This window comes from Ralstonia flaminis (assembly GCF_958415495.1).
GTDB lineage: Bacteria > Pseudomonadota > Gammaproteobacteria > Burkholderiales > Burkholderiaceae > Ralstonia > Ralstonia flaminis.
Window position 1 is genome coordinate 110,576 of record NZ_CATZLL010000007.1, and the last position, 26,694, is coordinate 137,269.

21 protein-coding genes are annotated in these 26,694 nt (G+C 64.3%); 15 read left to right on the forward strand and 6 right to left on the reverse strand.

Annotation, left to right across the window (positions count from 1 at the left end; all coding sequences use genetic code 11):
- Positions 1 to 45 precede the first annotated feature (45 nt).
- The 4 genes from R2N11_RS12875 to R2N11_RS12890 are packed head-to-tail and all read left to right on the forward strand — an operon-like array spanning position 46 to position 4,475.
- Positions 46 to 1,593 carry a CoA-acylating methylmalonate-semialdehyde dehydrogenase gene (locus R2N11_RS12875; protein ID WP_316681322.1) on the forward strand — a complete coding sequence of 516 codons (1,548 nt, stop codon included), beginning with the start codon at positions 46 to 48 and terminating at the stop codon, positions 1,591 to 1,593.
- Positions 1,594 to 1,612: 19 nt separating this feature from the next.
- Positions 1,613 to 2,506 (forward strand): 3-hydroxyisobutyrate dehydrogenase, encoded by an 894-nt coding sequence (gene mmsB / locus R2N11_RS12880; protein WP_316681323.1) that lies wholly within the window; start codon positions 1,613 to 1,615, stop codon positions 2,504 to 2,506.
- Entirely contained in the window at positions 2,506 to 3,303 is a 798-nt protein-coding gene (locus tag R2N11_RS12885; protein ID WP_316681324.1) for an enoyl-CoA hydratase, read from the forward strand. The genes mmsB and R2N11_RS12885 overlap by 1 nt, the downstream gene beginning before the upstream one ends.
- Positions 3,300 to 4,475 carry an enoyl-CoA hydratase/isomerase family protein gene (locus R2N11_RS12890; protein WP_316681325.1) on the forward strand — a complete coding sequence of 392 codons (1,176 nt, stop codon included), beginning with the start codon at positions 3,300 to 3,302 and terminating at the stop codon, positions 4,473 to 4,475. The genes R2N11_RS12885 and R2N11_RS12890 overlap by 4 nt, the downstream gene beginning before the upstream one ends.
- 254 nt (positions 4,476 to 4,729) lie before the next feature.
- Here R2N11_RS12890 and R2N11_RS12895 read toward each other — a convergent pair whose 3' ends face one another.
- Positions 4,730 to 5,746: a molybdopterin-binding oxidoreductase gene (locus R2N11_RS12895; RefSeq protein ID WP_316681326.1), complete on the reverse strand. Its 1,017-nt coding sequence runs from the start codon at positions 5,744 to 5,746 to the stop codon at positions 4,730 to 4,732.
- A gap of 263 nt (positions 5,747 to 6,009) precedes the next feature.
- On the opposite strand from R2N11_RS12895, the gene R2N11_RS12900 reads away from it, so the two are divergent.
- Positions 6,010 to 7,779 (forward strand): phospholipase D-like domain-containing protein, encoded by a 1,770-nt coding sequence (locus R2N11_RS12900; protein ID WP_316681327.1) that lies wholly within the window; start codon positions 6,010 to 6,012, stop codon positions 7,777 to 7,779.
- 21 nt (positions 7,780 to 7,800) lie between these two features.
- Here the strand turns inward: R2N11_RS12900 and R2N11_RS12905 are convergent, their stop codons facing one another.
- On the reverse strand, positions 7,801 to 9,294 hold the full coding sequence (locus R2N11_RS12905; protein ID WP_316681328.1) for an acyl-CoA synthetase: 1,494 nt from the start codon (positions 9,292 to 9,294) through the stop codon (positions 7,801 to 7,803).
- Between the two features lie 176 nt (positions 9,295 to 9,470).
- On the opposite strand from R2N11_RS12905, the gene R2N11_RS12910 reads away from it, so the two are divergent.
- The 4 genes from R2N11_RS12910 to R2N11_RS12925 all read left to right on the forward strand — a co-directional run bounded on the left by R2N11_RS12910 (position 9,471) and on the right by R2N11_RS12925 (position 15,293).
- Positions 9,471 to 10,382, forward strand: coding sequence for a LysR family transcriptional regulator (locus R2N11_RS12910; protein WP_316681329.1), 912 nt, complete (start codon positions 9,471 to 9,473; stop codon positions 10,380 to 10,382).
- Between the two features lie 233 nt (positions 10,383 to 10,615).
- Entirely contained in the window at positions 10,616 to 13,450 is a 2,835-nt protein-coding gene (locus R2N11_RS12915) for a xanthine dehydrogenase family protein molybdopterin-binding subunit (RefSeq protein WP_199031003.1), read from the forward strand.
- The gene (locus tag R2N11_RS12920; protein ID WP_048933684.1) at positions 13,447 to 13,998 is read left to right on the forward strand and encodes a (2Fe-2S)-binding protein; all 552 of its coding nucleotides are present in this window, start codon (positions 13,447 to 13,449) and stop codon (positions 13,996 to 13,998) included. The genes R2N11_RS12915 and R2N11_RS12920 overlap by 4 nt, the downstream gene beginning before the upstream one ends.
- Positions 13,999 to 14,009: 11 nt before the next feature.
- Positions 14,010 to 15,293, forward strand: a complete 1,284-nt coding sequence (locus R2N11_RS12925) for a cytochrome c (protein ID WP_430715443.1) — start codon at positions 14,010 to 14,012, stop codon at positions 15,291 to 15,293.
- An 85-nt stretch (positions 15,294 to 15,378) separates the two neighbouring features.
- Here the strand turns inward: R2N11_RS12925 and R2N11_RS12930 are convergent, their stop codons facing one another.
- A complete protein-coding gene (locus R2N11_RS12930; protein ID WP_316681331.1) occupies positions 15,379 to 16,602 on the reverse strand; it encodes a M20/M25/M40 family metallo-hydrolase in 1,224 nt (407 codons plus the stop codon).
- A 295-nt stretch (positions 16,603 to 16,897) separates the two neighbouring features.
- Here R2N11_RS12930 and R2N11_RS12935 point away from each other — a divergent pair, with 295 nt between their 5' ends.
- Positions 16,898 to 18,100 carry an ABC transporter substrate-binding protein gene (locus R2N11_RS12935; RefSeq protein WP_316681332.1) on the forward strand — a complete coding sequence of 401 codons (1,203 nt, stop codon included), beginning with the start codon at positions 16,898 to 16,900 and terminating at the stop codon, positions 18,098 to 18,100.
- Here R2N11_RS12935 and R2N11_RS12940 read toward each other — a convergent pair.
- The gene (locus R2N11_RS12940; protein WP_316681333.1) at positions 18,057 to 18,893 is read right to left on the reverse strand and encodes an AraC family transcriptional regulator; all 837 of its coding nucleotides are present in this window, start codon (positions 18,891 to 18,893) and stop codon (positions 18,057 to 18,059) included. The genes R2N11_RS12935 and R2N11_RS12940 overlap by 44 nt on opposite strands.
- A gap of 92 nt (positions 18,894 to 18,985) precedes the next feature.
- Between R2N11_RS12940 and R2N11_RS12945 the strand changes: the two genes are divergently transcribed.
- The 3 genes from R2N11_RS12945 (at position 18,986) to R2N11_RS12955 (ending at position 21,400) form a co-directional block, all read left to right on the forward strand.
- The gene (locus tag R2N11_RS12945; RefSeq protein WP_316681335.1) at positions 18,986 to 19,243 is read left to right on the forward strand and encodes a hypothetical protein; all 258 of its coding nucleotides are present in this window, start codon (positions 18,986 to 18,988) and stop codon (positions 19,241 to 19,243) included.
- Positions 19,244 to 19,423: 180 nt separating this feature from the next.
- Positions 19,424 to 19,960 (forward strand): GNAT family N-acetyltransferase, encoded by a 537-nt coding sequence (locus R2N11_RS12950; protein ID WP_316681336.1) that lies wholly within the window; start codon positions 19,424 to 19,426, stop codon positions 19,958 to 19,960.
- 144 nt (positions 19,961 to 20,104) lie between these two features.
- Positions 20,105 to 21,400, forward strand: coding sequence for an O-acetylhomoserine aminocarboxypropyltransferase/cysteine synthase family protein (locus tag R2N11_RS12955; protein ID WP_316681337.1), 1,296 nt, complete (start codon positions 20,105 to 20,107; stop codon positions 21,398 to 21,400).
- A gap of 22 nt (positions 21,401 to 21,422) precedes the next feature.
- Here R2N11_RS12955 and R2N11_RS12960 read toward each other — a convergent pair whose 3' ends face one another.
- The gene (locus R2N11_RS12960; protein WP_199030996.1) at positions 21,423 to 22,331 is read right to left on the reverse strand and encodes a LysR family transcriptional regulator; all 909 of its coding nucleotides are present in this window, start codon (positions 22,329 to 22,331) and stop codon (positions 21,423 to 21,425) included.
- Between the two features lie 290 nt (positions 22,332 to 22,621).
- Here R2N11_RS12960 and R2N11_RS12965 point away from each other — a divergent pair, with 290 nt between their 5' ends.
- On the forward strand, positions 22,622 to 23,917 hold the full coding sequence (locus tag R2N11_RS12965; RefSeq protein WP_199030995.1) for an MFS transporter: 1,296 nt from the start codon (positions 22,622 to 22,624) through the stop codon (positions 23,915 to 23,917).
- 46 nt (positions 23,918 to 23,963) lie between these two features.
- On the forward strand, positions 23,964 to 25,163 hold the full coding sequence (locus tag R2N11_RS12970; RefSeq protein ID WP_199030994.1) for a M20 aminoacylase family protein: 1,200 nt from the start codon (positions 23,964 to 23,966) through the stop codon (positions 25,161 to 25,163).
- Between the two features lie 70 nt (positions 25,164 to 25,233).
- On the opposite strand, the gene R2N11_RS12975 is transcribed toward R2N11_RS12970, so the two are convergent.
- A complete protein-coding gene (locus R2N11_RS12975; RefSeq protein ID WP_316681338.1) occupies positions 25,234 to 26,607 on the reverse strand; it encodes an amino acid permease in 1,374 nt (457 codons plus the stop codon).
- Between the last annotated feature and the right edge of the window lie 87 nt (positions 26,608 to 26,694).

The following is a 26,694-nucleotide window of genomic DNA, read 5'->3' on the forward strand; positions in this document are numbered from 1 at the left end:
GATCCCCATTGAACCCCCGCCATCGAATTGCCTAGGAGAACCACAATGAGCGCCGTTGCCTCTCTCGCTTCCGCCAAGCCTGCTGCCAATCAGGACACCCCGCCCACCGTCAAGCTGTTGATCGGCGGTGCGTTTGTCGAATCCAAGTCGAAAGAATGGCGCGACATCGTGAACCCCGCCACGCAGGAAGTGCTGGCGCGCGTGCCGTTTGCCACGGCAGCCGAGGTGGATGCGGCCATCCAATCTGCGCATGCCGCGTTTGCCACGTGGAAGAACACGCCCGTGGGCGCGCGCATGCGCATCATGCTCAAGTTCCAGGCGCTGATTCGCGAGCACTCAGCACGCATTGCACGTACGCTCACGGCGGAGCAGGGTAAGACGCTGCCCGATGCCGAAGGCGACATCTTCCGAGGGCTGGAGGTGGTGGAGCACGCGTGCTCGATCGGCTCACTGCAGCAGGGTGAGTTTCTGGAGAACGTAGCCGGCGCGGTGGACACCTACACGCTGCGCCAGCCGATTGGCGTGTGTGCGGGCATTACGCCGTTCAACTTCCCGGCGATGATCCCGCTGTGGATGTTCCCGATGGCCATTGTGTGCGGCAACACGTTCGTTCTGAAGCCGTCGGAGCAAGACCCGCTGTCGACCATGCTGCTGGTGGAGCTGGCGCTGGAGGCCGGTGTACCGGCGGGCGTGCTCAACGTCGTGCACGGCGGCAAGGACGTGGTGGATGCGCTCTGCACGCATGAACACGTGAAAGCGATTTCGTTTGTCGGCTCCACCGCCGTGGGCACACATGTGTACCGCCTGGGCAGCGAGCACGGCAAGCGCGTGCAATCGATGATGGGCGCGAAGAACCACGCCGTGGTGCTGCCAGATGCCAATCGTGAGCAGACGCTCAACGCGCTGGCCGGTGCGGCCTTTGGCGCGGCGGGGCAGCGCTGCATGGCAACGTCTGTCGTGGTGCTGGTGGGCGCAGCCCAGCAATGGGTGCCGGACCTGATCGCCAAGGCAAAAACGCTCAAGGTGAATGCGGGTGTGGAACCGGGCACGGACGTCGGCCCCGTGGTCTCGCGCGCAGCCAAGCAACGCATTCTCGGCCTGATCGAGTCGGGTATTCAGCAGGGCGCCACGCTGGCACTCGACGGTCGCGGTGTGCAGGTCGCCGGATATGAAGACGGCAACTTCGTCGGCCCAACCATCTTCACCGATGTGACGACCGATATGGATATCTACACCAACGAGATCTTTGGGCCGGTGATGGTTGTGCTGACGGCACCGACGCTGGACGACGCCATTGCGCTGGTCAATGCCAACCCGTTCGGCAACGGTGTGGGCCTGTTCACGCAGAGCGGTGCATCGGCACGCAAGTTCCAGAGCGAGATCGACGTCGGGCAGGTGGGCATCAACATCCCGATTCCGGTGCCGGTGCCGTATTTCAGCTTTACGGGCTCGCGCGGCTCCAAGCTGGGGGATCTGGGCCCGTACGGCAAGCAGGTCGTGCAGTTCTACACGCAGACGAAGACCGTCACCGCACGTTGGTTTGACGACGCAGTCGATGCTGGCGGCGTGAACACCACCATCAGCCTGCGCTGAGCGGCCAAGGAGCGTTGTCATGAAGATCGCATTCATCGGCCTGGGCAACATGGGCGCCCCGATGGCGCGCAACCTGTTGAAGGCAGGCCATGCACTCAACGTGTTCGATTTGAACGCGCAGGCAGTCGGGTCGCTGGTGGAAGCAGGAGCCGTGGCCGCAGCATCGCCGAAAGAGGCGGTGACGGGTGCCGAGACTGTCATCACCATGCTGCCCGCCGCAGCGCATGTGCGTCATGTACTGACTGCGGAAGACGGTGTCCTGGCGGGTATCAGCAAAGGCGTGCCCATCATGGATTCGAGCACCATCGACCCGGCCAGCGCCAAGGCGTTTGCCGCGCTGGCGGCCGAGCATGGCAACACCTTCATCGACGCGCCGGTCTCGGGTGGAACAGGCGGCGCGGCTGCAGGCACACTCACCTTCATGGTGGGCGGCAGCGCAGCGGCGTTCGAGCAGGTGCGCGCGGTGCTTTCCGCCATGGGCAAGAATCTCGTGCACTGCGGTGATACCGGTGCAGGCCAGGGCGCGAAGATCTGCAACAACCTCGTGCTTGGTATCACCATGGCCGGTGTGGCTGAGGCCATGTCGCTGGGTGAGGCGCTGGGCATCGACCCGAAGGTGCTGGGCGGCATCATCAACACATCCACCGGCCGCTGCTGGAGTTCGGACACGTATAACCCGTTCCCCGGCGTGATCGAGACCGCGCCATCGTCGCGTGGTTACACCGGTGGCTTCGGCACGGACCTGATGCTCAAGGACCTGGGCCTGGCGGGCGATGCGGCCAAGTCTGTGCGCCAGCCAGTCTATCTTGGTGCGCTGGCGCAGCAGCTCTACCAGACCGTGAGCAGCAAGGGCGACGGCAGGCTGGATTTCTCTGCTGTCATCAAGCTCTATCGCCAGGGCGGAGGCGTGTGATGATCGAACTCGATTTTCTCCACGACAACACTGTCGCGCTGCTGACGCTCAAGCGCCCGCCCGCCAATGCCTTCACGCCGGAAGGCTTGCTGCAATTGCAATCCACCGTGGAACGCCTGAACGCCGATGCCCGCGTGCGCGCCATCGTCATCACCGGCGATGGCCCGAAGTTCTTCAGCGCCGGGGCGGACCTCAACACCTTTGCCGATGGCGACCGCGATGTCGCACGCGAGGCCGCTGCACGTTTCGGTGCGGCCTTTGAAGCGTTGCAGAATGCGCGCCCCGTGGTGATTGCTGCCATCAACGGCTTTGCGATGGGCGGCGGGCTGGAGTGTGCGCTGGCCTGCGACATCCGCATCGTCGAGGCTCACGCCAAGCTCGCTGTGCCTGAAACCGCTGTCGGCCTGCTGTGCTGCGGTTGCGGCACGCAGACGCTGCCGTGGCTCGTGGGTGAAGGCTGGGCCAAACGCATGATCCTGACCGGCGAGCGCGTCGATGCACAGACCGCCTTGCGCATCGGCCTGGTGGAAGAGGTGGTGGAGACCGGTGCCGCACGCGAGGCCGCCATCGCCATGGCGCTGCGGGTGACGACGCTCAGCCCGCAGGCCGTCACCTTCAGCAAGCAGCTGGTCCACCAGGCGCGTAACGGCGTGCCGCGCAGCGCGGCGCTGGCCGTGGAGCGTGAACGCTTTGTCGACCTGTTCGATCACCCCGATCAACGCGAAGGCGTGAACGCTTTCCTGGAGAAACGCGCGCCACGCTGGCACACCACACACGAATCGGAGACGCTGCAATGAGTGCCGTCCAGATGCAGGCGCAGCCAGATACCGCCGCGGCCGAACCCGAAGTGCTGATGCGCGTGATCAACCGCGTGGCGATCATCACGCTGAACCGGCCTTCTGCACTGAACGCGCTGTCGCACGGCATGGTGCGGCAGCTGGCGGTGCTGCTGGAGCAATGCCGTCATGACGACGGCATCGTTGCGCTGGTACTGCGCGGCGCCGGGCAGAAGGGCTTCTGTGCGGGCGGCGACGTGCGTTCGCTCTACCAGCTTGCCAAGCAGGGCCGCCGGGACGGCGACGACGGCTGGCTGCAATTCTTCATCGACGAATACCGGCTCGACTACGCGCTGCACCAGTTCCCGAAGCCGATCGTCGCGTTGATGGACGGCATCACCATGGGCGGCGGCATGGGCCTGGGGCAGGCTGCGCGCCTGCGTGTGGTGACCGAGCGCACGAAAATGGCCATGCCCGAGACACGCATCGGCTTTCTGCCGGACGTGGGGGCGACGCGCTTCCTGAGCGTGATGTCGCCCGAGTTGGAGCTGTATGTCGGGCTGACCGGCGTGACGCTTTCCGGCGCCGACGCATTGCATTGCCATCTTGCGGATCTGTGCGTGCCGGCGGAATGGCTGGCCACGTTTGAAGACCGCCTGCAGCGCATGCCGCACGACGGTGACCTGATGCAGGCCCTGCGCCGCGTGTTCGAGCCGCCATGCAACATCGTCCCGCATGCCGCGCTCGCCATGGCCATGCCGTGGGTGCTGCGCTACTTCGATCGGCGTTCAACGGTCGATCGCGTCCTCGCCACGTTGCGCGAGAGCCTCGAGCGCGAATCGGCCCGCGAGCCGCGCCAGTGGCTGCAGGCCACGCTCGACGCCATGACCACGCATTCGCCGACCATGCTGTACGTCACGCGCGAGGCGCTGCTGCGCGGGCGGCACCTGTCGCTGGCCGAATGCTTCCAGATGGAACTGGGCATCGTGGCGCGCGGGATTGAAGACGGCGATTTCTGCGAGGGCGTGCGCGCGTATCTGGTCGACAAGGACCATCGCCCGGGCTGGGCACCGTCCACGCTCGCCGCGGTGCGGCCGGAGCGGGTGCAGCACTTTCTGTCGTCGCCGTGGCGGGCGGGTGTGCATCCACTGGCGGGGCTCGATGCTCACTCGCAAGCAGCTCATATCGCTTAGGCATGTGATCTACACATACACATCAGCCAAGAATTCCGCTTTTGGTAGGCAGTTTTGCCCCGAAAGCGGCGATTAAGGCAGTTGCATGACATTTTTTTGTCATAACTTACGGGTAACTTACGCAGGCGAGGAGAGGTCTCCCCTCACGTTCTCATCGTACGCAGCGGCTTCCGCTGCGTTTTTTTTGCGCGAAAGGTTGCTAGGGCGGTGGCGCGGCGCGTCCCCCGGCTTCATTGTTCCGCGCCACGCACGCCTTACTGCCCCACCGGCGCCGCAATCACCTCCAGGCTGATCAGGCTCGACACAAACCGCCCCTGTTTGCCGTCATTCGGTAGCACCAGCCGCGCAAAGCCGTTGGTGGTGAGCGGCACGCCGTTGGCCGCATAGGCGATGAAGTCGGGCTGGTTGCCGAAGTTCGGGTCCATCTCACCAAACGAGACCACTGCCTTGTAGCCGTCGCTGCCGGTGGCGACCACGTACTTGGCGAGCGAGTCGTTCTTCACCGCCGGGTTGTTGACGACGCCCACCGTGGTGTTGAGCAGGTCCCACAGGCTCACGCCCGTGTAGGTGACGCCCGATACCGTGCGCGTGACCACTGGCAGGTTCTGCAGGGCCGTCAGGTCGAACGCGCCGGGGCGCTGCACTGCGCCGCTCACCTTGAACTGCGTGGATGCGCCACCGCCCGTACCGGCCACCGTGGAGCCCGAACTGCGGATATCCAACCGCATGAGGTTCGAGATGTAGCGCCCGCCCTTGGTGTCGCCGGGTGAGGTGATACGCAACGGGCCATCGGCAGTGGGCAACGCGCCAGATACGCCGTTGATGGTTTCCGCATAAACCACGCGGCTCGCGCGGTTGCCGAAGTCCGGGCTCAGTTCGCCCAGCGCGAAGACGGCACGGTAGCCGTCGGTGCCCGTGGCAACGACGATCTTGTTCAGCAGGTCATTCTTGACGTTCGGGTCGGTCTTGATGCCGATCTGGTTGAGCGCACCCCACACGCTGGTGCCCGTGTACGAGTGGGTTTGTGGGCCGCTGCCGCTGCTAAAGCTGTCGGTGCTGGTGGTGGCGGGCAGGGCCTTCAACTGGGCCGTGGTGAGCGTGCCGCCGGTGGCCGCGTCGCCGGTCACCGTCAGGGTGGCTTGCGGTGCGGCGGGCGTGATGGCCTGGGGTGGCTCGGCGTCGGAGCCGCCGCACGCGGCCAGCAGCAACGGCACCAGCGCAAGTTGCAGCGTGTGGGCCAGCTTGAATCGGAACGGCGAAAAACGGTGCATCGAAACCTCCCTTTTTGTTGTCGTTGTATACATATTTACATAACGGTAAGGGGAGGCTATTAAACGCGACGTATGGGCGACATACGCAGGGGGGCATAAACCGCATCTAGTTGCAGGCGTGCGTGCAGATCGGATTGAATCGGCGTGGAACTCATCGCCCGTAAACCCGCATGGCGCCTGCAAAATACGCCGTTTGCGTCAGAGGATTGTCACGATCGCGGTGCTATAAAAACTGGATGCTTTGCCACCCCAGGAGACCCCCAATGCCGACATCCGTCGATTCATTCCAGGTGAAGGTGTATCAGGGCGACAGCGCGGTGCTGTTTGCCTTTGACGTGGCCGATGCAGACCGCGCTGATCTGGCCGGTTTTGCCATCCAGTGCACGCCGCAGGGTGGCGCGCCGTATTGGGTACCGAACCGGCTCACGTTCGGCGCGCCCATCCACGCGGATGCCCCCCTGCAGGCCGGCAAATACGCCGACTCCATCGACGCGCCATTCCAGTCGTTCCACTGGGTTCACTTTCCGCCGCACGCGGCCGGGCAGTACACCTACACCGTGCACGCGCGCTACTTTGCGTCCACTCACCCTGTGCAGCTTGAGACGCGCGCCACGCGCAACGTGACCATCACGCTGCAGCAGCCGATGAGCGACTGGGCCACGGTGGGCATGGTGCGCGGCTATGTGTCGTCGCAGGCGTTTATCGACCACTACGGCGGCAACACGGCGCTGGCGCCGGACAACCGTGCGCAGGCCAAATCGCCGCTGCTGTATGACACGCAGCCGTACCAGAACAAGTACGCCTATCTTGGGGCCACCGGCCGCCGCCTTATCATCGATCTGCTCAACCAGTGCCAGGCATCCGACGGCTACGGCATCGACGTGCTGGCCTATGACCTGGACGAGCCGGACATCATCCGTGCCTTTGCGTGGCTTGCGCAGAACGGCCGCAAGGTCCGCGTGATCCAGGACAACTACGTCGGCACCGGTGCGCACCCAACAGGGCATGGCACTGACGACGCGTTTGAGACGCAGGCCACCGACTATTTCAAGCAAGCCGGTGCGGACGTTCGCCGCACGCACCTTGCACGTTTCCAGCATCACAAGGCGATCCTGCTGCGCGATGCCACGGGCAAGCCGGTGCGCGTGCTGGCAGGCTCGGCCAATTTCTCGCTGCGCGGGCTGTACGTGCAGGCCAATAGCGTGCTGGTGTTTGAGCAAGAACCCGCACAGCTCTACGCGCAGGTGTTCGACCGCATGTGGGGTTTGATCGGCCAGTACGGTGAAGACGCCGCCGGTAGCCGCAAGGTGGCCACCGCCTTCCGCGCCGATGCGCTGGCAGGCAACTGGCAAGCTGTGCCACAGGGCAGCACGCCGCGCGCGCGGTTTGGGTTCTCGCCGCACCAGACCGATGCGCTGCTCTCCGAAGCGGCTGACCGTGTGAAGGGCGCACTGTCGTCCGTACTGTTTGCGGTGATGGCCACCGATGGCGGCGGCGAGATGCTGACCACGCTGGAACACGTCGTGCCGCAGAAGGCGGGGCTGCTCTCGCTGGGCGTGATCGACAAGCAGGGTGGTGTGGACGCCTTCGCACCGGGTCGCGATGTGCCCACGCAAACCGTGTCGTTCGCCTACCTGAAGGACGAGGCGCCCGCACCGTTCAAGCAGGAAGTGGATGCCGGCACTGGCCAGCACATCCACCACAAGTTTGTCGTGTGCGATTTCAACGGTGACGAGCCGGTGGTGTTCTGCGGCTCCTCCAACCTGTCGAAGGGCGGCGAGGAGCAGAACGGCGACAGCCTGATCGCTATCTACGATCCGGCCATCGTCACGGCGTATGCGATTGAAGCCATCCGCCTGTTCGATCACTACCGCTTCCGTGCAAGCGAGTCGAAGGCTACGGCCGCCAACCCGCTGGTGCTGAAGACGACCGGCGCATGGGCCGACCCGTACTACGATCCGCAGAACATCAAGTTCACGGAGCGCACGCTGTTTGCCAAGTCGGGCGCGGCAAAAACCGCTGCCGTGGTCTGAGTGACGACGCCCGCAGCGGCGTTATACGCGCCGCTGCCGGTCACCCCACCACGCATCGCGCAGGCGGCGCTTGGCGATCTTGCCGTTGTCGTCGCGTGGCAGGGCGGCCGTGAACTCGATCTGGCGCGGGATCTTGAAGCCGGCAATCTGGCCGCGCAGCCAGTCGATCACGGGCTCGGCCTGCAGCCCTTCACGCTCGGTCTGCACCACGGCGACAAGGCGCTCGCCATATTCATCGCACGGCACGCCAAAGACGGCGCAGTCCACCACATCAGGATGGCGCAGCAGCGCGTGCTCGATCTCAGCCGGATAGATATTCACGCCACCCGAGATGACCATGTCCGATGCGCGATCGCACACGTACAGGTAGCCGTCTGCATCGAGGTAGCCCATGTCGCCGAGCGTGACCAGGCCGTTGCGGTCGATCTTGGCGCGCGCCTCGTCGTTGCCGCGGTAGGTGAAGTCAGGGTAGGCGGGTTGGCGGCTGTAGATCAGGCCGATCTCGCCGGTGGGGCAGGGTGTGCCGTCTTCGCGCAGGATGCGTACCTCGGCCCCGCACACCGGGCGGCCGGCACTGCCTGGGCGGGCGGCGGCATCGCGCGGGTCCATCACGGTGATCATGCCGGTCTCGCTGGAGGCATACGTCTCATAGATGACGGGGCCGAGCCAGTCGATCATGCGGCGCTTGATCTCGGGAGCGCACGGTGCCCCGGTGGAGGCCACGAAGCGCAGTGAGGCGAGGTCGTAGCGGTTGCGCTCTTCTTCCGTCAGCTTGAGCATGCGCACGTACATGATCGGCACGAGGTAGACGGTGTCGATGCGGTAGCGCTCGATCTGCTCCAGCACGCGCAGCGGGTCAAAGCGCGGATGCAGCACCAGCACTTCCGCCATCTGCGCGGCCTGCTGGGCGAAGAGGCTGGGGGCGCTGTGATACAGCGGTGCTGGCAGCAGCGCGCGGCAGCCCGGCACGATGCCGAAGGTGGCGGCGACGACAGCACGCGCCTGCTGCAGATGCGTGTCGAGTTGCTCCAGCGGCACGGCTTGCCGTACCACGCCCTTCGGCCGCCCCGTGGTGCCCGACGTATAGGCCATGTGCCCGCGCGGCGATACCAGCGGCCCATCGTACGGTGTTTGCAACGCGAGCCAGTTGGCATAACCGTCGGCGCGGTCGGTGCCCTCGGCGTCCACGCGCAGCAGTTGCACGTGCGGCGGCAGCAGCGGTTCCACCGCGTCCACCAGGTCACGATGGCCGATCAGTACCTTGGCCCCCGAATCGCGCACGAGGAATTCCACCTCGGCCGGCGTGAAGTGCCAGTTGATCGGGCAGAAGTGGCAGCCCGCAATGCGGCATGCATGCATCACGTCAATGTAGGCCGGTGCGTTACGCATCAGCACGCCGATCACATCGCCCTCCTGCACACCCATGCGGCGCAGTCCACCGGCAAGGGCGGAGCCACGCGCGAGCAGGGTATCGGCATCGACAGGGCGGTCTTCGAAGATGAGGCTGGCGGTCATGCGTGTCTCCTTGGGGGGGGAGGTCTCGTTATTGGGTCGGACCTCTGCTTTATCTGCGCAGCATGCCGGATTGAATCGCACTGAACAATCCGCTTAGTATTGCGCACACTGGTGAATACCATTGAACAACACTGCCCGTCGATCTCGCTTCTCAGCCGAGCCTTCCAGCCTCCATCATGGACCTCAACCTCATCCACCTGTTTGTCGAGATTGTGGAAGCGCGCAGCTTTACTGCCGCCGCGCAAAAGCTGGGCATGACGCGCTCTAACCTGAGCAACCGCCTGAAGGTGCTGGAGCGCGAGACCGGCGCGCAACTGCTGCGCCGGTCCACGCGCAGCCTGGAGCTGACGCAGGCCGGCGAGACGCTCTTTGAGCACGGCCGCCGCATGCTGCAGGAGGTGGAGACCGCGCGCGCCTCCATCGATGGCCTGGGGCAGACCGTGCGCGGCCATGTGCGGGTGAGTGTGCCGACGGGTCTTGGCCGCTTCTTCCTGGGGGACATGCTGCTCGAATTTGCGCGCGAGCACCCAAGCGTGACACTGCGCGTGACGTTCAACAACCGCGTCAATGACCTGATTGCGTCGGAGATTGACGTGGCATTCAAGATCACCTCGGCGCCGCCGCAGGACACCATCGCGCGCGAGGTCTGCCCGATCGGCTGGAGCCTTTTCGCGACCAAGGCCTATTTGAAGGCGCATGGCCCGGTGGCAACGCCCGAGGCGCTGGTCGAACAAGCCATTGTTTGCCCGCCCATGCCGGGGCGGCGTCTGACGCTGGCGCTTTCACGCACCGTGCGCGGCAAGACCACGCAGCACAGTGTGACGGTGGAGCCGCGCATGCAGTCGGAGGATTTTCCGTTTCTGGCCGATGCGGTGGCGCGCGGCATGGCCATCGGCTTGCTGCCGAATTACGTGACGCGTGCCGCCGCCACGCCATTCGAGCGCGTGCTGCCCGGCTATGAGGTGGGCGGGCTGGGCGCGCACCTGTTCATCCTCACGCTGCCCAATCGGTACGCCTCACCCGCCATGCGCACGCTGATCGATTTTGTGCGCGCGCGCGTCAGCGCGCAGGCCGCGGACTGGTGCTAAACGCGACCAGTGCAGTGGCCACGCGCTGCTGCACATGCACAAAACCGTGCCAAGGCAGATAACGTCCGCCAAATAGACGATATTCGGCATCGCGTCTTGTCTTGGATCAAGGCGGATACCAAAATCGAAAGAGGCGGAGCCGCTTGGCAATCACTTGCCCCCTGGCCCCCATCCCTCCCCACGCCACCCGCCGAACTCGGGTGCGCCGTAGCATTCCTTCGAGGAAGAAGTTCATGCCGCTTACCCATCCGTCGCGCCGCGCTTTTCTGAAAGCGACTGTCGTGGCCGGCGTCTCGGTGTATATCGCACCGCTGGGCGGCCGCGCATTTGCGGCCCTGTTTGAAGAAAAGATCCTCACCCCGGTCCAGTGGGACCCCAAGACCGGTACTCCCAAATTCCGCATTGACGGCATCGCCAAGGTGACGGGCGACAAGGTGTTCGCGCGTGATATCCGCTCGCGCGACATGCCGCACTGGCCTCAGCAGCAATCGCACGCATTCATCCTGCGCACCACGCTGGCCGATCGCACGTACGAAGGCTTTGACCTGGGCCTGCTGGGCGATGCGTTGAAGCCCGATCGCGTTGTGACTGCTGAAGACCTGGCGCGCGACGGCGTTGCCTTCCCCGCCTTCTATGGCGAAGACATGCTGCTGCCCAAGGGCAAGACGCCCGCCTACCTGGGCCATGCGGTTGCCATCCTGATCTATCACGACTTCGCGCGCTTCCGCTTTGCGAAGGACAAGCTCAAGTTCCAGGACAAGATCATCCGCTACGGTGCGGTGACCGGCCCGCTGGAGCGCGACCCGTGGGGCACCTTCCGCTTCGTGCGTGTGGGCGGCGCGGGGCCGTTTGACGACGACGTCTTCTCCAGCTTGAAGAACGCGCCGATCTTCCCGAGCATGATGCGCAAGCACGAGCCCGTGTGGCCCGATGGCGTGGACCACGGCAAGCTGGGCGAGCAGGGCATCTTCTACGCCAACCAGATTGCTGCCGAGCTGGACAAGCCGTCTGAAGATTGGCTGGTGCTCGAGCGCGAGTACAACACGCAGTCGATCGACACCTCGGCCATGGAAGCCGACAACGCCAACTGCTGGTACGACAGCAGCACGCAGACGCTGCACATGGTCGTGCCCACGCAAAGCCCGGTGGAAGTGGGCGAGAGCACGGCCGAGATGCTGGCCAAGGCCCGCGGTGCCTTCCCCGTGAAGCAGGTGATCGTGCACCCGTGCTACACGGTCGGCTACGGCTCGAAAGATCATTACAACTTCCCGTTCTACGGTCTGGTGACGGCGCTGTACGCCGAAGGCAAGCCGGTGCGCCTGGCCAACGACCGCTACGAGCAGTTCCAGACCTCCATCAAGCGCCACGCGTTCAAGATGCGCTACCGCATCGCGGTGGACAAGAAGACGGGGTTGTTCCAATCGTTCCAGGGCCACTTCGAGGCCAACGGCGGCGGCCGCGCGAATTTCTCGCCTTCGGTGGCGATGGTGGGCGCGACGGCTGCGCAGTCGATCTATTACTTCCCGAAGAACGACCTGACCGCCGTGGCGATCGCCTCGCGCGCTATCGACGCGGGCTCGGCGCGCGGCTACGGCACGCTGCAGAGCATGGCCGCCACCGAAGTGATGGTCGATGAGTTTGCCGAGCAACTGAAGCTCGACCCGATCGAGTTCCGACTGAAGAACGCGCTGCGCTCGGGCATGAAGAACACGCAGGGCGCGATTCCTGCCGGCGCCATCCGTGTGGATGAAGTGCTGGAGGCTGCCCGCGTGCACCCGATGTGGGTGAACCGCGCGAAGAAGAAGGCCGAGTTCGAGGCCGCCCACCCGGGCAAGCGTTACGGCGTGGGCTTTGCGTGCGTGCAGAAGGATTTCGGTACTGGTGCGGAGGCTTCGTTCGCCAAGGTGGAAATCCGCCCAGACGGGCAGATCGCGCTGCATCATGTCGCGGCCGAGATCGGTACGGGAATGTCGACCTCGCAGGCCATGGCGGTGATGCGCTGGCTGGGCCGTCCGGCATCGGAAGTGCGCGTGGCGGTCACGGACTGGACCGACCTGCCCGTCACCACCAGTGGCGATCCGTACATCATGAGCCAGGCCGACCAGGACAAGCTGGCGGCCAACCCGCGCTGGTCTCCGGCCTATGCATCGCCGGCCAGTGCAACCAACTCGGCGTACTACTTCACGCATAGCACGCGTGAAGCGGCACGCATCGTCTTCATGCACGGCCTGTGGCCGGCGGCGATGGCGATCTGGAGCCAGGGCATCGGCGGCGGCCAGGCGGCATCCTTGGTGGTGCGCGTGGAAGACGCGCGCTGGGTGGACGGCAAGCTCACGGCCGGTGGCCTGGAAGCACTGCCCTACGAGCAGATCGCCAAGAAGGCGCACGACCTTGGCCTGGTGACAGGTGCCGTGGTACACGTGTTCAACCGTTGGCAGTGGAGCGAGGCTGATTTCGACGTCAACGGTACCGCCACGCGCGTGCCCATCGACGGCCTGTCCGTGCGCTATGGCGAAGGCGCCGATGCTGCGCACAAGGCCAAGATGACGACGGCCGGCGGTTACCACGTGCTTGATCGCAAGAAGGTCTACATCGCGCCCACGCAGCGGAACAACGCGTCGGTCACGTACTACAGCGCGGTCGGCACGCTGGTCGAGCTGTCGGTGCACGAAGCCAGCGGCAAGGTGGAACTGCTGTCGCACCACTCGATCATGGAGTGCGGCTCGCAGATCTCGCCGCAGCTCGTATCGGGGCAGTTGCAGGGCGGTTTGGCGATGGGTATTGGCCACGCGCTGCACGAGTATCTGCCGCTGTATGAAGACGGCCCCGGCAACGGCACCTGGAACTTCAATCGCTACCAACTGCCGCGCGCCAAAGACGTGGCCGTGTGGACGCAGACCGGGACGGTGCTGCCGCCCCTGTCGGAAACCGATCCGCCCAAGGGCATTGCCGAGGTGGTGATGATCCCTGTGGTGGGCGCCATTGTGAACGGCATCGCGCATGCCATCGGACACCGCTTCACCAGCTTGCCAGTGACCGCGGAAAAGATTCAGGAGGTACTGGCATGAGCATCACCACCCAACCGATCACCTTGCACCTCAACGGCAAGGACCTCGGCCCCGTGCAAGTGCCTGAAGGTCTGATGATGATCGACTTCCTGCACGAATACGCAGGCCTGACGGGTTCGCGCCTGGGCTGCGGGCAGGGCGTGTGCCGCGCGTGCACGGTCATCCTCGACAAGCCGGACGGCACCAGCGAAGAAGTCCGCACCTGTATTACGGGCGCGCATTTCTTCCAGGGCAAGAAGGTGCGCACGGTGGAAGGCCATGCCACGCGCAATGAGAAGGGTGAGGTGGTATCGCTCTCGCTCGTGCAGCAGAAGTTTCTGGAGCACTTCAGCTTCCAGTGCGGCTATTGCACGCCGGGCTTTGTCAACGGCGCGACGGTGCTGGTGGAGCGCCTCAAGCGCCAGCCGGTGGCGCGTGAACAACTCGACGAGACCATCACTGAAGCGCTGAACGACCACATCTGCCGCTGCACTGGCTACGTGCGCTATTTCGAGGCCGTCAAGGACGTCGTCCTGAGCACGCCCGGACTCGTCAAGGACGGTAAGTGATAACGATGACCATGGCTCGCCCCAACCATCGCAACCTGCTTCGCGTGGCTCGCCTGGCCGTGTTGCCGCTGCTGGCTGCTGCCGCGCTGGCAGCGTGCAGTGACCGCTCCACCGACATCCCGGCCGCCGCTGATCAACCGCCGCCCACCAAGCTGACCGGCGCGGACTTGATCAACCGTGGCCGCTACCTCGTGCGTGCGGCTGACTGCGCGGCATGCCACACAGCCAAGGATGGTGCGCCGTTCGCGGGCGGTGTGCCGCTGGCCTCGCCGTTCGGTACGTTCTACGGCACCAACATCACGCCTGACAAGGAACACGGCATCGGCAAGTGGAGCGCCGACGCGTTCTACAAGGCACTGCATGACGGCGTAGCGCCCGACAAGCACCTCTACCCGGCGATGCCGTACACGTCGTACCGCGGTCTGTCGCGCAGCGATACCGATGCGATGTATGCGTACCTGATGCAGCTCAAGCCTGTGGCAGTCGCCAACCGCGAGCACGAGCTGCGGTTCCCGTACAGCATCCGCCTGGCCATGGCGGGCTGGAACCTGTTCTTCCTGAAGGACACGCTGCCGGACGCATCAACCGGTAACTCGGCGTCGTGGCAGCGCGGGCGCTATCTGTCCAACGCGCTTGGCCACTGCGCGGAGTGCCATACGTCGCGCGGCTTTGCGGGCCAGTTGAGTGCCAGCAAGCCGCTGGGTGGTGCGGATCTCGGCCGCGTGGTCGCACCGGACATCTCGCCCGCAGGCCTGGCCGCACGCGGATGGACGCCGGCAGATCTGCAAGCGTTCTTCAGCACCGGCATCGCGCAGCAAGGTTCGGCCTTTGGTGAGATGTACCCGGTCGTGCACCTGAGCTCGCAGTACCTCAGCCAGGCGGACGTGGGTGCGGTGGCAACCTACCTGCTTGGCGACAAGCCGCCTGCGCCGCAACCGCTCAAGCCGGTGGCCGCCACGGCGGACAACGCCGACCAGCTCAAGGCTGGCCGCGCGAGCTACCTGGCTGTTTGCGCCGGCTGTCACGGCCGCGATGGCGAAGGCAAGCCGCACGTGGCTGTGCCGATGCTGGGCAACTCCACCGTGCGCAATGCCGACGTGCATAACCTGATCGTTGCCATGCTCGACGGCATTGAAGAGCAGCGCTTCCCGGGCACGGAAGCCATGCAGGAAATGCCGGGCTTCGCGCAGATGGATGATGCAGAGCTGGCCGCGCTGGCCAACTACCTGCGCACCAGCTTTGGTGGACAGCCGGCAGACGTGACTGCGGATCGTGTGAAGGGCCTGCGCAAGTAAGCCATTCGCGCGCAACTCTAAAGAAAAGCCCGCCCTGGCGTCATGCTCGGGCGGGCTTTTTGTTTGCGGCTCGTCGAACGGGCGCCTACTTGGCCGCTGAAATTTCCATGATCATCCGCGACAGCAGATAAAGCCGAGGTACGACGCTTTCCACTTCTGCGTATTCCTCCGGCGTATGGATGCCACCGCCGACGATGCCAAAGCCGTCAAGCGTGGGCGTGCCGACGCCAGCGGACAGGCTGGAATCGGCCGCGCCCCCGCTGCCCTCCAGCGTGAGCTTGCGGCCAATTTCACCGTAGATGGCTTGTGCCTGCGCAGCGAGCTTGTCCGATGCGGCGTTGCGCGGCATCGGCGGGAAGCCGCGCTCCAGGCGGGTCTTCACTTCCGTGTCCGGGATCAGCTTGTTGGCCGACACGCGTGCCAGGTCGCGTTCAACGCGGTCGAATTCCTCCGGCACCGCGACGCGCACATCAGCGTAAGCCGTCGCCTGATCGGGGATGACATTGGTGGCGCCGCCCGCCTTCATCACCGTGAAGTTGACGGTGGTCTGCTTGGCGCTGTCGCCCAGCTTGCCTAGCTGAAGGACTTGGTGCGACAGCTCGGTGGCCGCGTTGCGGCCCGAATCCGGCGCCACGCCAGCGTGCGCTGCCTTGCCTTTCACATCCACTTCTGCGGTGCCGCTGCCTTTGCGCCACACGACAAGCCCGTCGGCGGGGCGCCCTGGCTCCAGGTTGAGGGTGACGTCATGCTGTTTGGCCTCGCGCTCGATCAGTGCGCGCGTGCCCTTGGAGCCGGTCTCTTCATTCGTGTTGAGCAGCAGCGTGACCTGGCCGTAGCGCTTGAAATCCAGCTGCTGCAGGATCTTCATCGCATACAGTCCGGCCACCACGCCGCCCTTGTCGTCCATCACGCCGGGGCCGTAGGCGCGCTTGTCCTTGATGTAGAAGGGCTTGGCGCGGGCCGTGCCGTCCTTGAACACCGTATCCATGTGCGCCATCAGCAGGATGCGTGTCTTACCCGTGCCTTTCCACGTGGCGAGAATGTTGTTGCCCACGGCCGGTGCGGCAGACACGGTCTGCACTTGTGCGCCAGTCTTGCGCAGCTCGTCTGCGATGATGCTGCCGACCTGGCTGAGGCCAGCCTCATTGCCGGTGCCGGAATCGATATTGACGAGGCGTTCGAGCAGTTGCAGCGCGTCGCCGCGATAGTTCTCGGCAGCGGATAGCACCTTGGGGTCAGCATCGGCGGCGTGGGACAGCGGTGCGGCACACAGCAAAAGCGCCGCGAGGGCAAGGCGGGAGGTTTTCATGCAAGACCTATGTGGCTGGGCAAAACGACCATTACACACAAGAAGAGTGCACCTCGGTGGGGTGTGTTGCTTTGGTCGCATCGGTATCAACCGCAGCTTGTTCTCTGCATCAACTCGTGTTCCGGCGGGTTTGAATCGCCCTGTCTTCGTACCAATCCCCCACCACTGTCGACTCTCACTTGACAGTGTGTTTCGCCCGCCGGGGCTGTTCGCGGTGGGTGGTGTCGATACCATGTGCTCCAAATAGGTGCAGCCACTGGCATGCACCCACAACAAAACACACCAGGAGACACACATGCACGCACGCCGCGCCACGGCGGCGGTGGCTTTGGCCATCGCTTCCTCTTTCGCTCACGCACAGGTTTCCGACGACAAGGTCAAGATCGGCTTCATCACCGACATGTCCGGCGTCTATGCCGATCTGGACGGCCCCGGTGGGCTGGAAGCCATTCGCATGGCGGTGGCGGACTTCGGCGGCAAGGTGCTCGGCAAGCCCATCGAGATCGTCTCTGCCGATCACCAGAACAAGGCCGACGTGGCGGCATCCAAGGCGCGCGAGTGGATCGATCGCGATGGCGTGGACGTACTCTTTGCCGGCCCGAACTCGGCGGCGGGCCTGGCGATGAACCGCATCGCGGCAGAGAAGAAGCGCGTGTACATCAACCTCGGTGGCGGTACCCCGCGCTTGACCAACGAAGAATGCACGCCCTACACCGTGCACTATGCGTACGACACCAACGCGCACGTGCGCGGCACCATCGGCGCGCTACGCAAGCAGGGCGTGAACGCGTGGTACCTGCTGTCGGTCGACTACGCCTTCGGCAAGGACATGGACGCCGAATCGCGCCGCGTGATTGCGGCGGGTGGCGGCAAGGTGGTGGGCGGCACCAAACACCCGCTGGGCGCGCCGGACTTTTCGTCGTACTTGCTGCAAGCACAAAGCTCAGGCGCGCAGGCCGTGGCGCTGGCCAACGCGGGCGGCGACACCATCAACGCCATCAAGGCCGCCAAGGATTTTGGCCTGGACAAGAAGATGCGCGTGGTCGGCCTGGTCATGACCATCGACGAGATTCACGCACTCGGCCTGCAGACGGCGCAGGGTATGCAGCTAATCGATCCGTGGTACTGGAACTCCAGCGATGCCGCGCGTCAGTTTGGCGAACGTTTCTACGCCAAGTACAAGAAGATGCCGAGCGCCCTGCAAGCGGCCGACTATTCCGCCACGCTTACCTACCTGAAGGCCGTGCAGGCTGCCGGCACGGATGACTCCGATCGCGTGATGGCCAAGCTCAAGTCGATGAAGATTGACGACATGTACACCAAGGGCGGCTACGTGCGCGCCGACGGCATGATGATTCACGACATCTACCTGTTCGAGGTCAAGAAGCCGTCGGAATCGACCCGCCCGTGGGACTACTACAAGCTCGCGCAGACGATTCCGGGTGAGCAGGCGTTCAACACGCTGGCGGAGTCGGCTTGTCCGTTGGTGAAGAAGTAAGCGTGAGCGTGGTGCATCTGCCGGCGGCATACCGCCCCGGCGTGATGCCGAACGTCGCGCGAAACCGGGCAATGAACGCGCTGACGTTGTCATAGCCGAGATCGAGCGCGATCGTTGTGACCGGTGCTCCGGCTGCCAGTCGTTCCAACGCACACATCATGCGCAATCGATGGCGCCAGGCTTCAAATGCATAGCCTGTCTCGCCGGCAAATCGCCGGGTGAGCGTGCGTGGGGCAATAGCGGCCCAATCGGCCCAATCCTGCAGGCGCCGGGTGTCGGATGGGTCGGCAATGAGTGCGTGGGCGATCTTGCGCAGGCGCGCATCAGTGGGCATCGGCAAGGCACCGGGCACCGGCCGGAGTGCGCGGAGTTCATCGGAAATTACGGCGGCAATGCGTTGCTGCGCGGGGTCAAGCACGTCGTCAGCCCATGTTGCCGCACGGGAAATTGCGGCACGGAGCAGCGCAGACATCGACAGCGTGCACGGCACCTCTGGCAAGTCTTCGCATGCATCGGGCGCGAGGTAGGCGGCCCAGCCTGCGAATGGTCCGTGCGTCTCTGCACCGTGTTCTACGCCGGGCGGAATCCATATCGCCTGTCCTGCAGGTACGACGCTACGGCCTTCCGCAGTCTGCACGGTCAGCACGCCCGCATCTGTCCCGAACAGCTGTCCGCGCGCATGGCTGTGCGGTGCCGTGGCGCGTGGCGAATGGCTGGTTTGATCGACCGCGTAAAGCCACCGACCACCGGCCGATTGCACACGCTGGGCAGAAAGCAAGGGTTGGGATGGCATGGCCTGAAAAGCGTATCGAATGGCCTATATGGCTGAGTAACGCCAATTTATCGGCGCTACAGTGGTGTGGTCAATCACCCCTGGAGCACACCATGCGACCCGAAGATGTTCTATCCGACACCGCCAACTTTGCCGACATTGATGGACTGACGATCCGCAAAGGCACGGTGGCGGCTTTCCTGGCCAACGCGCAGGCTTGGCTTGATCCCAAGGCGGATGCTGCTGAACGTGCTGAGGCGGAGCGCTTGTTGCTTGAAGCTGTGCCGGCGCTGCGCAAGCTTGGGGTGTTTGCCGTGCTGGAGATTCGGGATGCGGCGCTGCGCAGGTTGGTGGAGGGTGTGCCTGGGTAGGCTGCGGGTTGTTGTTCTGGGCCGATGCCGACCACTGCCGCCATCCCCGCTTTCCGGCTGGTGTGGTTATGGTCGGCACCGGAGAAAGGCCCTTGGCTAGTACCATCAGGCTCACGAACTGTCGGCGTGCCGCGATGAAGGTCAATACAATGCCGCTGAACGAACCATTCGAGGTGTAGGTTGAAAATCGAGTGTGCTCCACCTTCCGGCTACCCAGGCATCATGCTTCGGCAACTTGAGCGTGCCGACCTCGACGCTTGGTATGCATATCTGAAGCTCCCTCAGGTTGTTGAGCACATGAGCTGGAACCTGTCGTCTGCAGCCGACCTCAACGCGCAGTTCGACGGCTATGCGTCCACCGCACCCGAATCGATCCGTCGTATGGCGATCGTTGATGAGCGTGCCGGCGCGTTGATCGGCACGATTGGCTTTCACAGTATTTCCGACGTGAACCGGACGGCGGAGATTGCCTACGATCTTTGCCCGTCACACTGGGGGAGGGGCATTGCGCGTGCAGTCTGCACATCGGTTACCACGTGGGCGTTCGTCCACTACGGCTTTCTTCGCGTGCAGGCGACGGTCTTGGCCAGCAATGCGCGATCGGCACGTGTACTGGAGGCGTGCGGATATCAATACGAGGGACTGCTGCGCTCGTTTCGCATGGTCCGGGGCGCGCCGGGAGACTTCGCGCTCTACGCAAGACTCGCGACGGACTAGGCCGGTTGTCCTTCGGGCTGCGCAGGGGCACAACATCGCTCAAACTGTCCATGCGACTGCGGCATAAGCAAAGACAAAAACGATCGTTTGTGCGCCGCAGGGCTGCCCATATGCTCGCCGGATCAACCCTCCGGAGACGCCTCGATGACGCAGCCCACCCCACCCAACTGGAAACTCGACACCCTGGCCGTTCATGGCGGCTACAGCGCTGACCCGACCACACGGGCCGTGGCCGTGCCGATCTACCAGACCGTCGCCTTCGCCTTTGACGACACGCAACACGGCGCTGACCTGTTCGACCTGAAGGTTCAGGGCAACATCTATTCGCGCATCATGAACCCGACCAACGACGTGCTGGAGAAGCGCGTCGCGGCGCTGGAGGGTGGCATCGGCGCGCTGGCATTGGCGTCGGGGCAGGCGGCCGTCACGTATGCGATCCAGACGATTGCGGAGGCGGGCGACAACATCGTTTCGGCCAGCACGCTGTACGGCGGCACCTACAACCTCTTCGCGCACACGCTGCCGCTGTCGGGCATCACCACGCGCTTTGCCGATCCGCGCGATCCGGCCTCGTTTGAAGCGCTGATCGATGACCGCACCAAGGCCATCTTTGCCGAGACCGTCGGCAACCCGCTGGGCAACATCACTGACATTGCAGCGCTGGCGGAGATTGCGCACCGGCATGGCGTGCCGCTCATCGTCGACAACACGGTGCCGACACCGTACCTGGTGCGGCCGATCGAGCACGGTGCCGACATCGTTGTGCATTCGCTGACCAAGTACCTGGGCGGACACGGCACCAGCCTGGGCGGCGCGATTGTGGATTCGGGCAAGTTTCCGTGGGCGCAGCACAAGGCGCGCTTCAAGCGCCTGAACGAGCCGGATGTGAGCTACCACGGCGTGGTCTATACCGAAGCGCTGGGCGAAGCGGCCTACATTGGCCGGGCGCGCGTGGTGCCGCTGCGCAATACCGGCGCTGCGCTGTCACCGTTCAATGCGTTCCTGATCCTGCAGGGCATCGAGACGCTGGGCCTGCGCATCGACCGCATCACGCAGAACGCCGCACGCATCGCGCGCCATCTGCAGGGGCATGCCAAGGTGGAATGGGTCAATCATGCCAGCCTGGATGACCATCCCGACTACGCGCTGGCGAAGAAGTATCTCTCCGGCAAGGCCCCGGGGCTGCTGACGTTTGGCGTGAAGGGTGGGTTTGCTGCGGGCGCGCGCTTTCAGGATGCGCTGCAGTTATTCACGCGGCTGGTGAACATTGGTGATGCGAAGTCGCTGGCCACACACCCCGCGTCGACCACGCATCGGCAGCTCTCCGAGGCTGAGCTGGCCAAGGCCGGGGTGCGGCAGGAAACCATCCGGCTGTCGATCGGCATCGAGCATATCGACGATCTGCTGGCGGATCTGGATCAAGCGTTGGCACGGGCTTGATCAGGCGCGGTACCTCGCGTGCTCACGGCTGCTCCGGATACGCTTGCCGTAGCGCTTGCGCCAGCGCGTCATACAAGCGTGCACCGAGTGCTGTCAGGACGTGGCGGTCCCGCGTGAGCAGCGAGACGATGCGCTCGGGCATTGGCTGATCGGTCTCGATGAAGTCGATTGTCTGACGGATGATGGATGAGCGCATCGATTCACTCGATAGCAGGAGTAGCGCATCCGATTTCCAGCACAGCTCGAGCAGCAGTGTCATGGAGTTGCACTCAACCACGCGTGCGGGCGGCGCGAGACCCGCGTTAGAAAACAGTCGGTGCAGAGGCGAGTGCTCATCGGCGAGTGAGTCGGGGGCCAGCCACTCTGCTTGCTGCAGGGCATGCAGAGGCTGCTTGCCCTGCAGCGGATGGCCCTTGCGCACGCCGATCAGCGTTTGCAGGCGGCAGACGGCGTCATGGTCGAGTCCTCGCTCGCTGGACTGCAACTGAGACGTCAGGGCAAAGTCGATGGCCCCTTCACGCAGCAGTTCTAGCAACGGGCCGGGGCGTGCCTCCAGGATGCGCAATCGCGCGTTGGGAAACTCGCGCCGGAAAGTCACAAGGCAGTCTGCCACCGGACCGATGAGCGCGGTGACAGGGGTGACGCCCACCGTCAATTCGCTCGTGACAGACCCCTTCATGTCTTCCAGATCTTCGCGCGCGCGTTTGACGCTTTCGTTGATCAAGCGCGCATGCCCGATAAGGCGCTGGCCGTATGGCGTAAGCCGGATGCCCTTGCTGGAGCGTACGAAAAGCGTCGCGCCCACGCTGGTTTCCAGCTCCTTGATGGCCTTGCTGAGCGCTGGCTGTGTGACGTGAAGCAGGCGCGAGGCTTCCTGGATGCTGCCCGTCTCGGCAATGGTGACCAGTGCGCGTAGCTGGTTGAGCTTCATGTATGTCCTCGATACACGGCGCAGGGAAAGGTTGAGGTCCAGCGCCGCCAGCCGGCAACTGTACTGCGGAATCCTCCAGGGGCAACCAAGGTAGCGACAGTGCCGATGTCGGGCGATGGTCGTTGGGCTGCGCAGCACGTCTTACAGGCACGATCCTGCCATAGCCAACGGCTATAGCCATGAAAAAAAGCGAGAGGCGCAATCGGGGCGATCGCTCCTACTATTGCCCTTCAATCCAGCGCATTGCGGGACGCTCACAGAAGTCCGCTCGACTGGAGGAGACTATCGAGATGGATGCCCAGATCGCCGTGCCCGCTGGTGCCCCCAGCCACGGCACCACCACCGTCACCTCGCATTCGAGCCGCGCTGTTGTTGCTGCTGCCATCGGCAACGGGCTCGAAATGTACGACTTCACGGTCTACAGCTTTTTTGCCGCCACCATCGGGCGGTTGTTCTTTCCGTCGAGCAGTCCGCTGGCTTCGCTGCTATTGTCGTTTGCCACGTTCGGCGCAGGCTTTGTCATGCGCCCCCTCGGCGCTGTACTGATCGGCAACATGGCTGACCGGCGCGGCCGCAAGGCTGCGCTCACACTGACCATTGTGTTGATGACAGTCGGCACTGCGTTGATTGCCTTCACACCCAGCCACGCGACGATTGGTGTGACGGCAACGGTACTGGTGGTGCTCGGTCGCTTGCTGCAGGGCCTGTCTGCCGGTGGGGAGATCGGTGCGGCGTCAGCGTTGCTGCTGGAATCGGCCAGCAAGGGCCGACGCTGCTTTCTGGTGAGCTGGCAGGCAGCTACACAGGGTGCTGCGGCGCTGCTCGGCGCGTTGACCGCGGCCGGTGTGAGCGCCGTGCTCAGCCCTGATGCCATGCAGAACTGGGGCTGGCGACTGCCGTTCATGCTGGGGTTGCTGATTGCTCCGGTCGGCATGTACATCCGCCGGCATTTGAAGGAGACGCACGAGGCCGCCCCACACGGGAGCGTGGTCGATGTGCTTCGCCAGCATGCACGCACGCTGGTGCTAGGCATGCTGCTGATGACGGGGGCCACTGCGTCGATGTACATCCTCGTTTTCTACATGCCCACCTACCTGATCCAGTCGTTGCACATGCCACCGGTAACGGCGTTTCTCACGGCCTGCGTGGCGGGGTCGACCATGCTGGTCATGTCGCCACTGTTTGGCCTGCTGGCCGATCGCCTGCCAACGCGCAAGCCGATGCTGTATGCCGCGTCCGCGGTCAGCCTCTTGTGCGTGTATCCGGGCTTCATGCTCCTGTCTTCCGGGCCGGGGTTGGCGCTCACCATGGCGCTCATTGCGATGGGCGTGGCGATCATGGCGATCAGCAATGGCGCGGGTGCTGCACTACTGATGGAAGCTTTCCCGCGTCAGCATCGCGCGACCGGCATGTCGGTGATGTACAGCCTGGGGGTGACCCTGTTCGGCGGTTTTGCGCCACTCGTCGTCACCTGGTTGTTGGGCGCAACCGGCAATCCGATGGCACCGGCCTGGTATCTGCTGGCCAGCAGTGCAATCAGCCTGTGCGCGCTGACGCTGTTCCCGACATATCCCGGCCGCGATTGAGTCGCGCCATTGCTGCTTCAACCCGAACCCTTCCTGACATCGCACCATGTACCTCGATCCGAACTCGCCCAGCATTCCGCAGGCCCTGCATGTGGGTGCTGACCGCTTTGCCGAACTGCGCCATCGCATCCATGCCAATCCGGAGTTGGGCGGCGATGTGCCGAATACCTCCCAGCTCGTCGCCGGCCTACTGCGTGAATGGGGCTATGACGTACACAGCGTTGGTGGCCACGGCCTGGTGGGTCAACTGAAGGTGGGCAACGGCACGCGCACCATCGGCCTGCGCGCCGACATGGATGCACTGCCGATGCAGGAGCGTACAGGCTTGCCATATGCCAGCCAGGTGGCCGGCCGCATGCATGCGTGCGGCCACGATGGCCATACTGCCACGTTGCTTGCTGCCGCCGAGCACCTGGCGGCCACGCGAAACTTCAATGGCACCTTGAACCTCATCTTCCAGCCCGATGAAGAGGGCCTGGCCGGTGCCGTGGCGATGATGGAGGACGGGCTGTTCGAGCGCTTCCCCTGCGACGCCATCTACGCTTTCCATAACGCGCCTGGGTTGCCGCTGGGTGTGGCCGTGGTGCAGAGCGGCCCGCTTGGAGGGTCATCGGATCGCGTGACGGTCACTTTCAGCGGGCGCGGTGGCCATGGCGCCATGCCTAACTTGGCCGTGGACCCCACGCTGGCCCTGGCAGCGACGGTGGTGGCGTTGCAGGGCATCGTCTCACGCAATGTCGCGCCGGTGGATGCGGCCGTCATCAGTGTCGGTCAGATGCAGGCAGGGACGACCCACAACATCATCCCGGAAACAGCCATGCTCAAACTGAGCGTGCGTGCCACCAAGCCGGAGGTGCGCGAATTGCTGGAGACGCGCATCCGCGAGGTCATTACGCACCAGGCCGCGTCTTATGGCGTGCAAGCGGAGATTGTCTACGAGCGGCTGGTGCCGGCCATCTGCAATGCGCCGGAGCAGGCCGCCATTGCGCGCCGCGCTGTGGCAAGCGTGCTGGGTGAAGAGCGTGTCATCCAGGTGCCGCCGTCCTCGCAGATGGGCAGTGAAGACTTTGCATGGATGCTGGAGAAGCGCCCAGGCTGTTACTTCGCGCTGGGTAACGGTCTGGGAGGCCAATGGGTTGGCTGCTCGCTACACAACGACGGCTACGATTTCAACGACAAGCTGATCCCGATTGGCGCGGCATGCTGGGTGGCGCTGGTGGAGGATCAGTTGCGTGCCGAGAGCTGATACGCGGGCACGCACGTGCCCCATATGAGAGCGAGTTGGTCGAACGCTCGAACAGGGGGCACTCAAGCGGCTACCCGCGTCGCACCCACCGGAACACACCCGCCATCACCACCAGAAACGGCACTCCCACCACCAGCGTCATCCGGAAATCCGCCATCCACGCCGTGCTGACGATGATGACCACCATGGCAATGGCGCCGATGGCGGTCAGCACCGGAAAGCCCCACATGCGGAACCGCAGCGCGCGTCCTTCACGCTCCGCCGCCCGACGGAAACGCAGGTGCGTGACGAAGATGACGAGCCACGTGAACAGCGCGCCGAACATCGCCAACGACATCATCAGCAGGAACGAGTGGCCCGGCAGCACCACGCTCAGCACGGCCGCCAATGCCGCACCCGAACTGGATACGGCCAGTGCACGCAGCGGCACGCCGCGCTTGCTCACCTCACCCAGCGCACTGGGCGCCTGCCCGCCGCGCGCCAGGCTGAACAGCATGCGCGTGGACACATACAGCTGCGCGTTCATCGATGACAGCGCCGCGGTGAGCACCACGAAGTTCATCACACCCGCGCCGCCGGCAATGCCCAGGATTTCCATCACCCGCACGAACGGGCTCTTGCCGGTACCTGCCTGCTGCCATGGCACCACGGCCAGCATCAACGCCAGCGTGCATAGGTAAAAGAACACCAGCCGGAACAGCGTGGAGCGGAACGCGCTGGTAGCGGCGGCCTCGGGCTCGCGTGCTTCACCAGCGGCCACGGCAATCAGCTCGATGCCGAAGAAGCTAAAGATGCTGACCACGGCGCCAAACCAGACGCCAGACCAGCCGTGCGGCAGGAAGCCGCCCGCATCCACGTAGTTGTGAAAGCCGATCGGCCCGCCGTCGGGCGCGCGATAGATTGCATAGCTCGCCACCGCCAGAAACGCGACGATGGCCACCACCTTGATCATCGAGCACCAGTATTCCGCCACGCCAAACACGTCGACGCTGCTCGCGTTGATCCATACCAGCACGGCAGAGAACCCGACGATCCACACCCACGCAGGCACGCCCGGAAACCAGTACGCCATGTACACGGCAACCGCCGTTACCTCCGCGCCGATCACGAAGACGACCGCCGCCCAGTACGCATAGCGCACCAGAAATCCGGCGAGCGGGCTGACGTAGTGCTCGGCATATGCGCCGAACGAACCGGTGGTGGGGTGGGCGACAACCATCTCGGCCAGGCATCCCATCAGCAGCAGCGCAATGACCGCGCCAATGGCGTAGCTGGCGATCACCCCGGGGCCGGCCAACTGGATGGCTGCACCACTGCCCAGGAACAAGCCAGTGCCGATCGCGCTGCCGATGGCGATCATGGTGAGTTGCGCGGAAGAGAGACGATGCTGCAAGCCGCCTTCGCGTGCAGCCAGTGCTTCGAAGCTGCCTGGGCTCTTGTCCATGATGTCGATGTATCGGAAAAGGCCAGGATGATACGCCCCTTCACGCACAACGCCCCGCGCAGGGCGGGGCGTTGTGGCTGGCGAGAA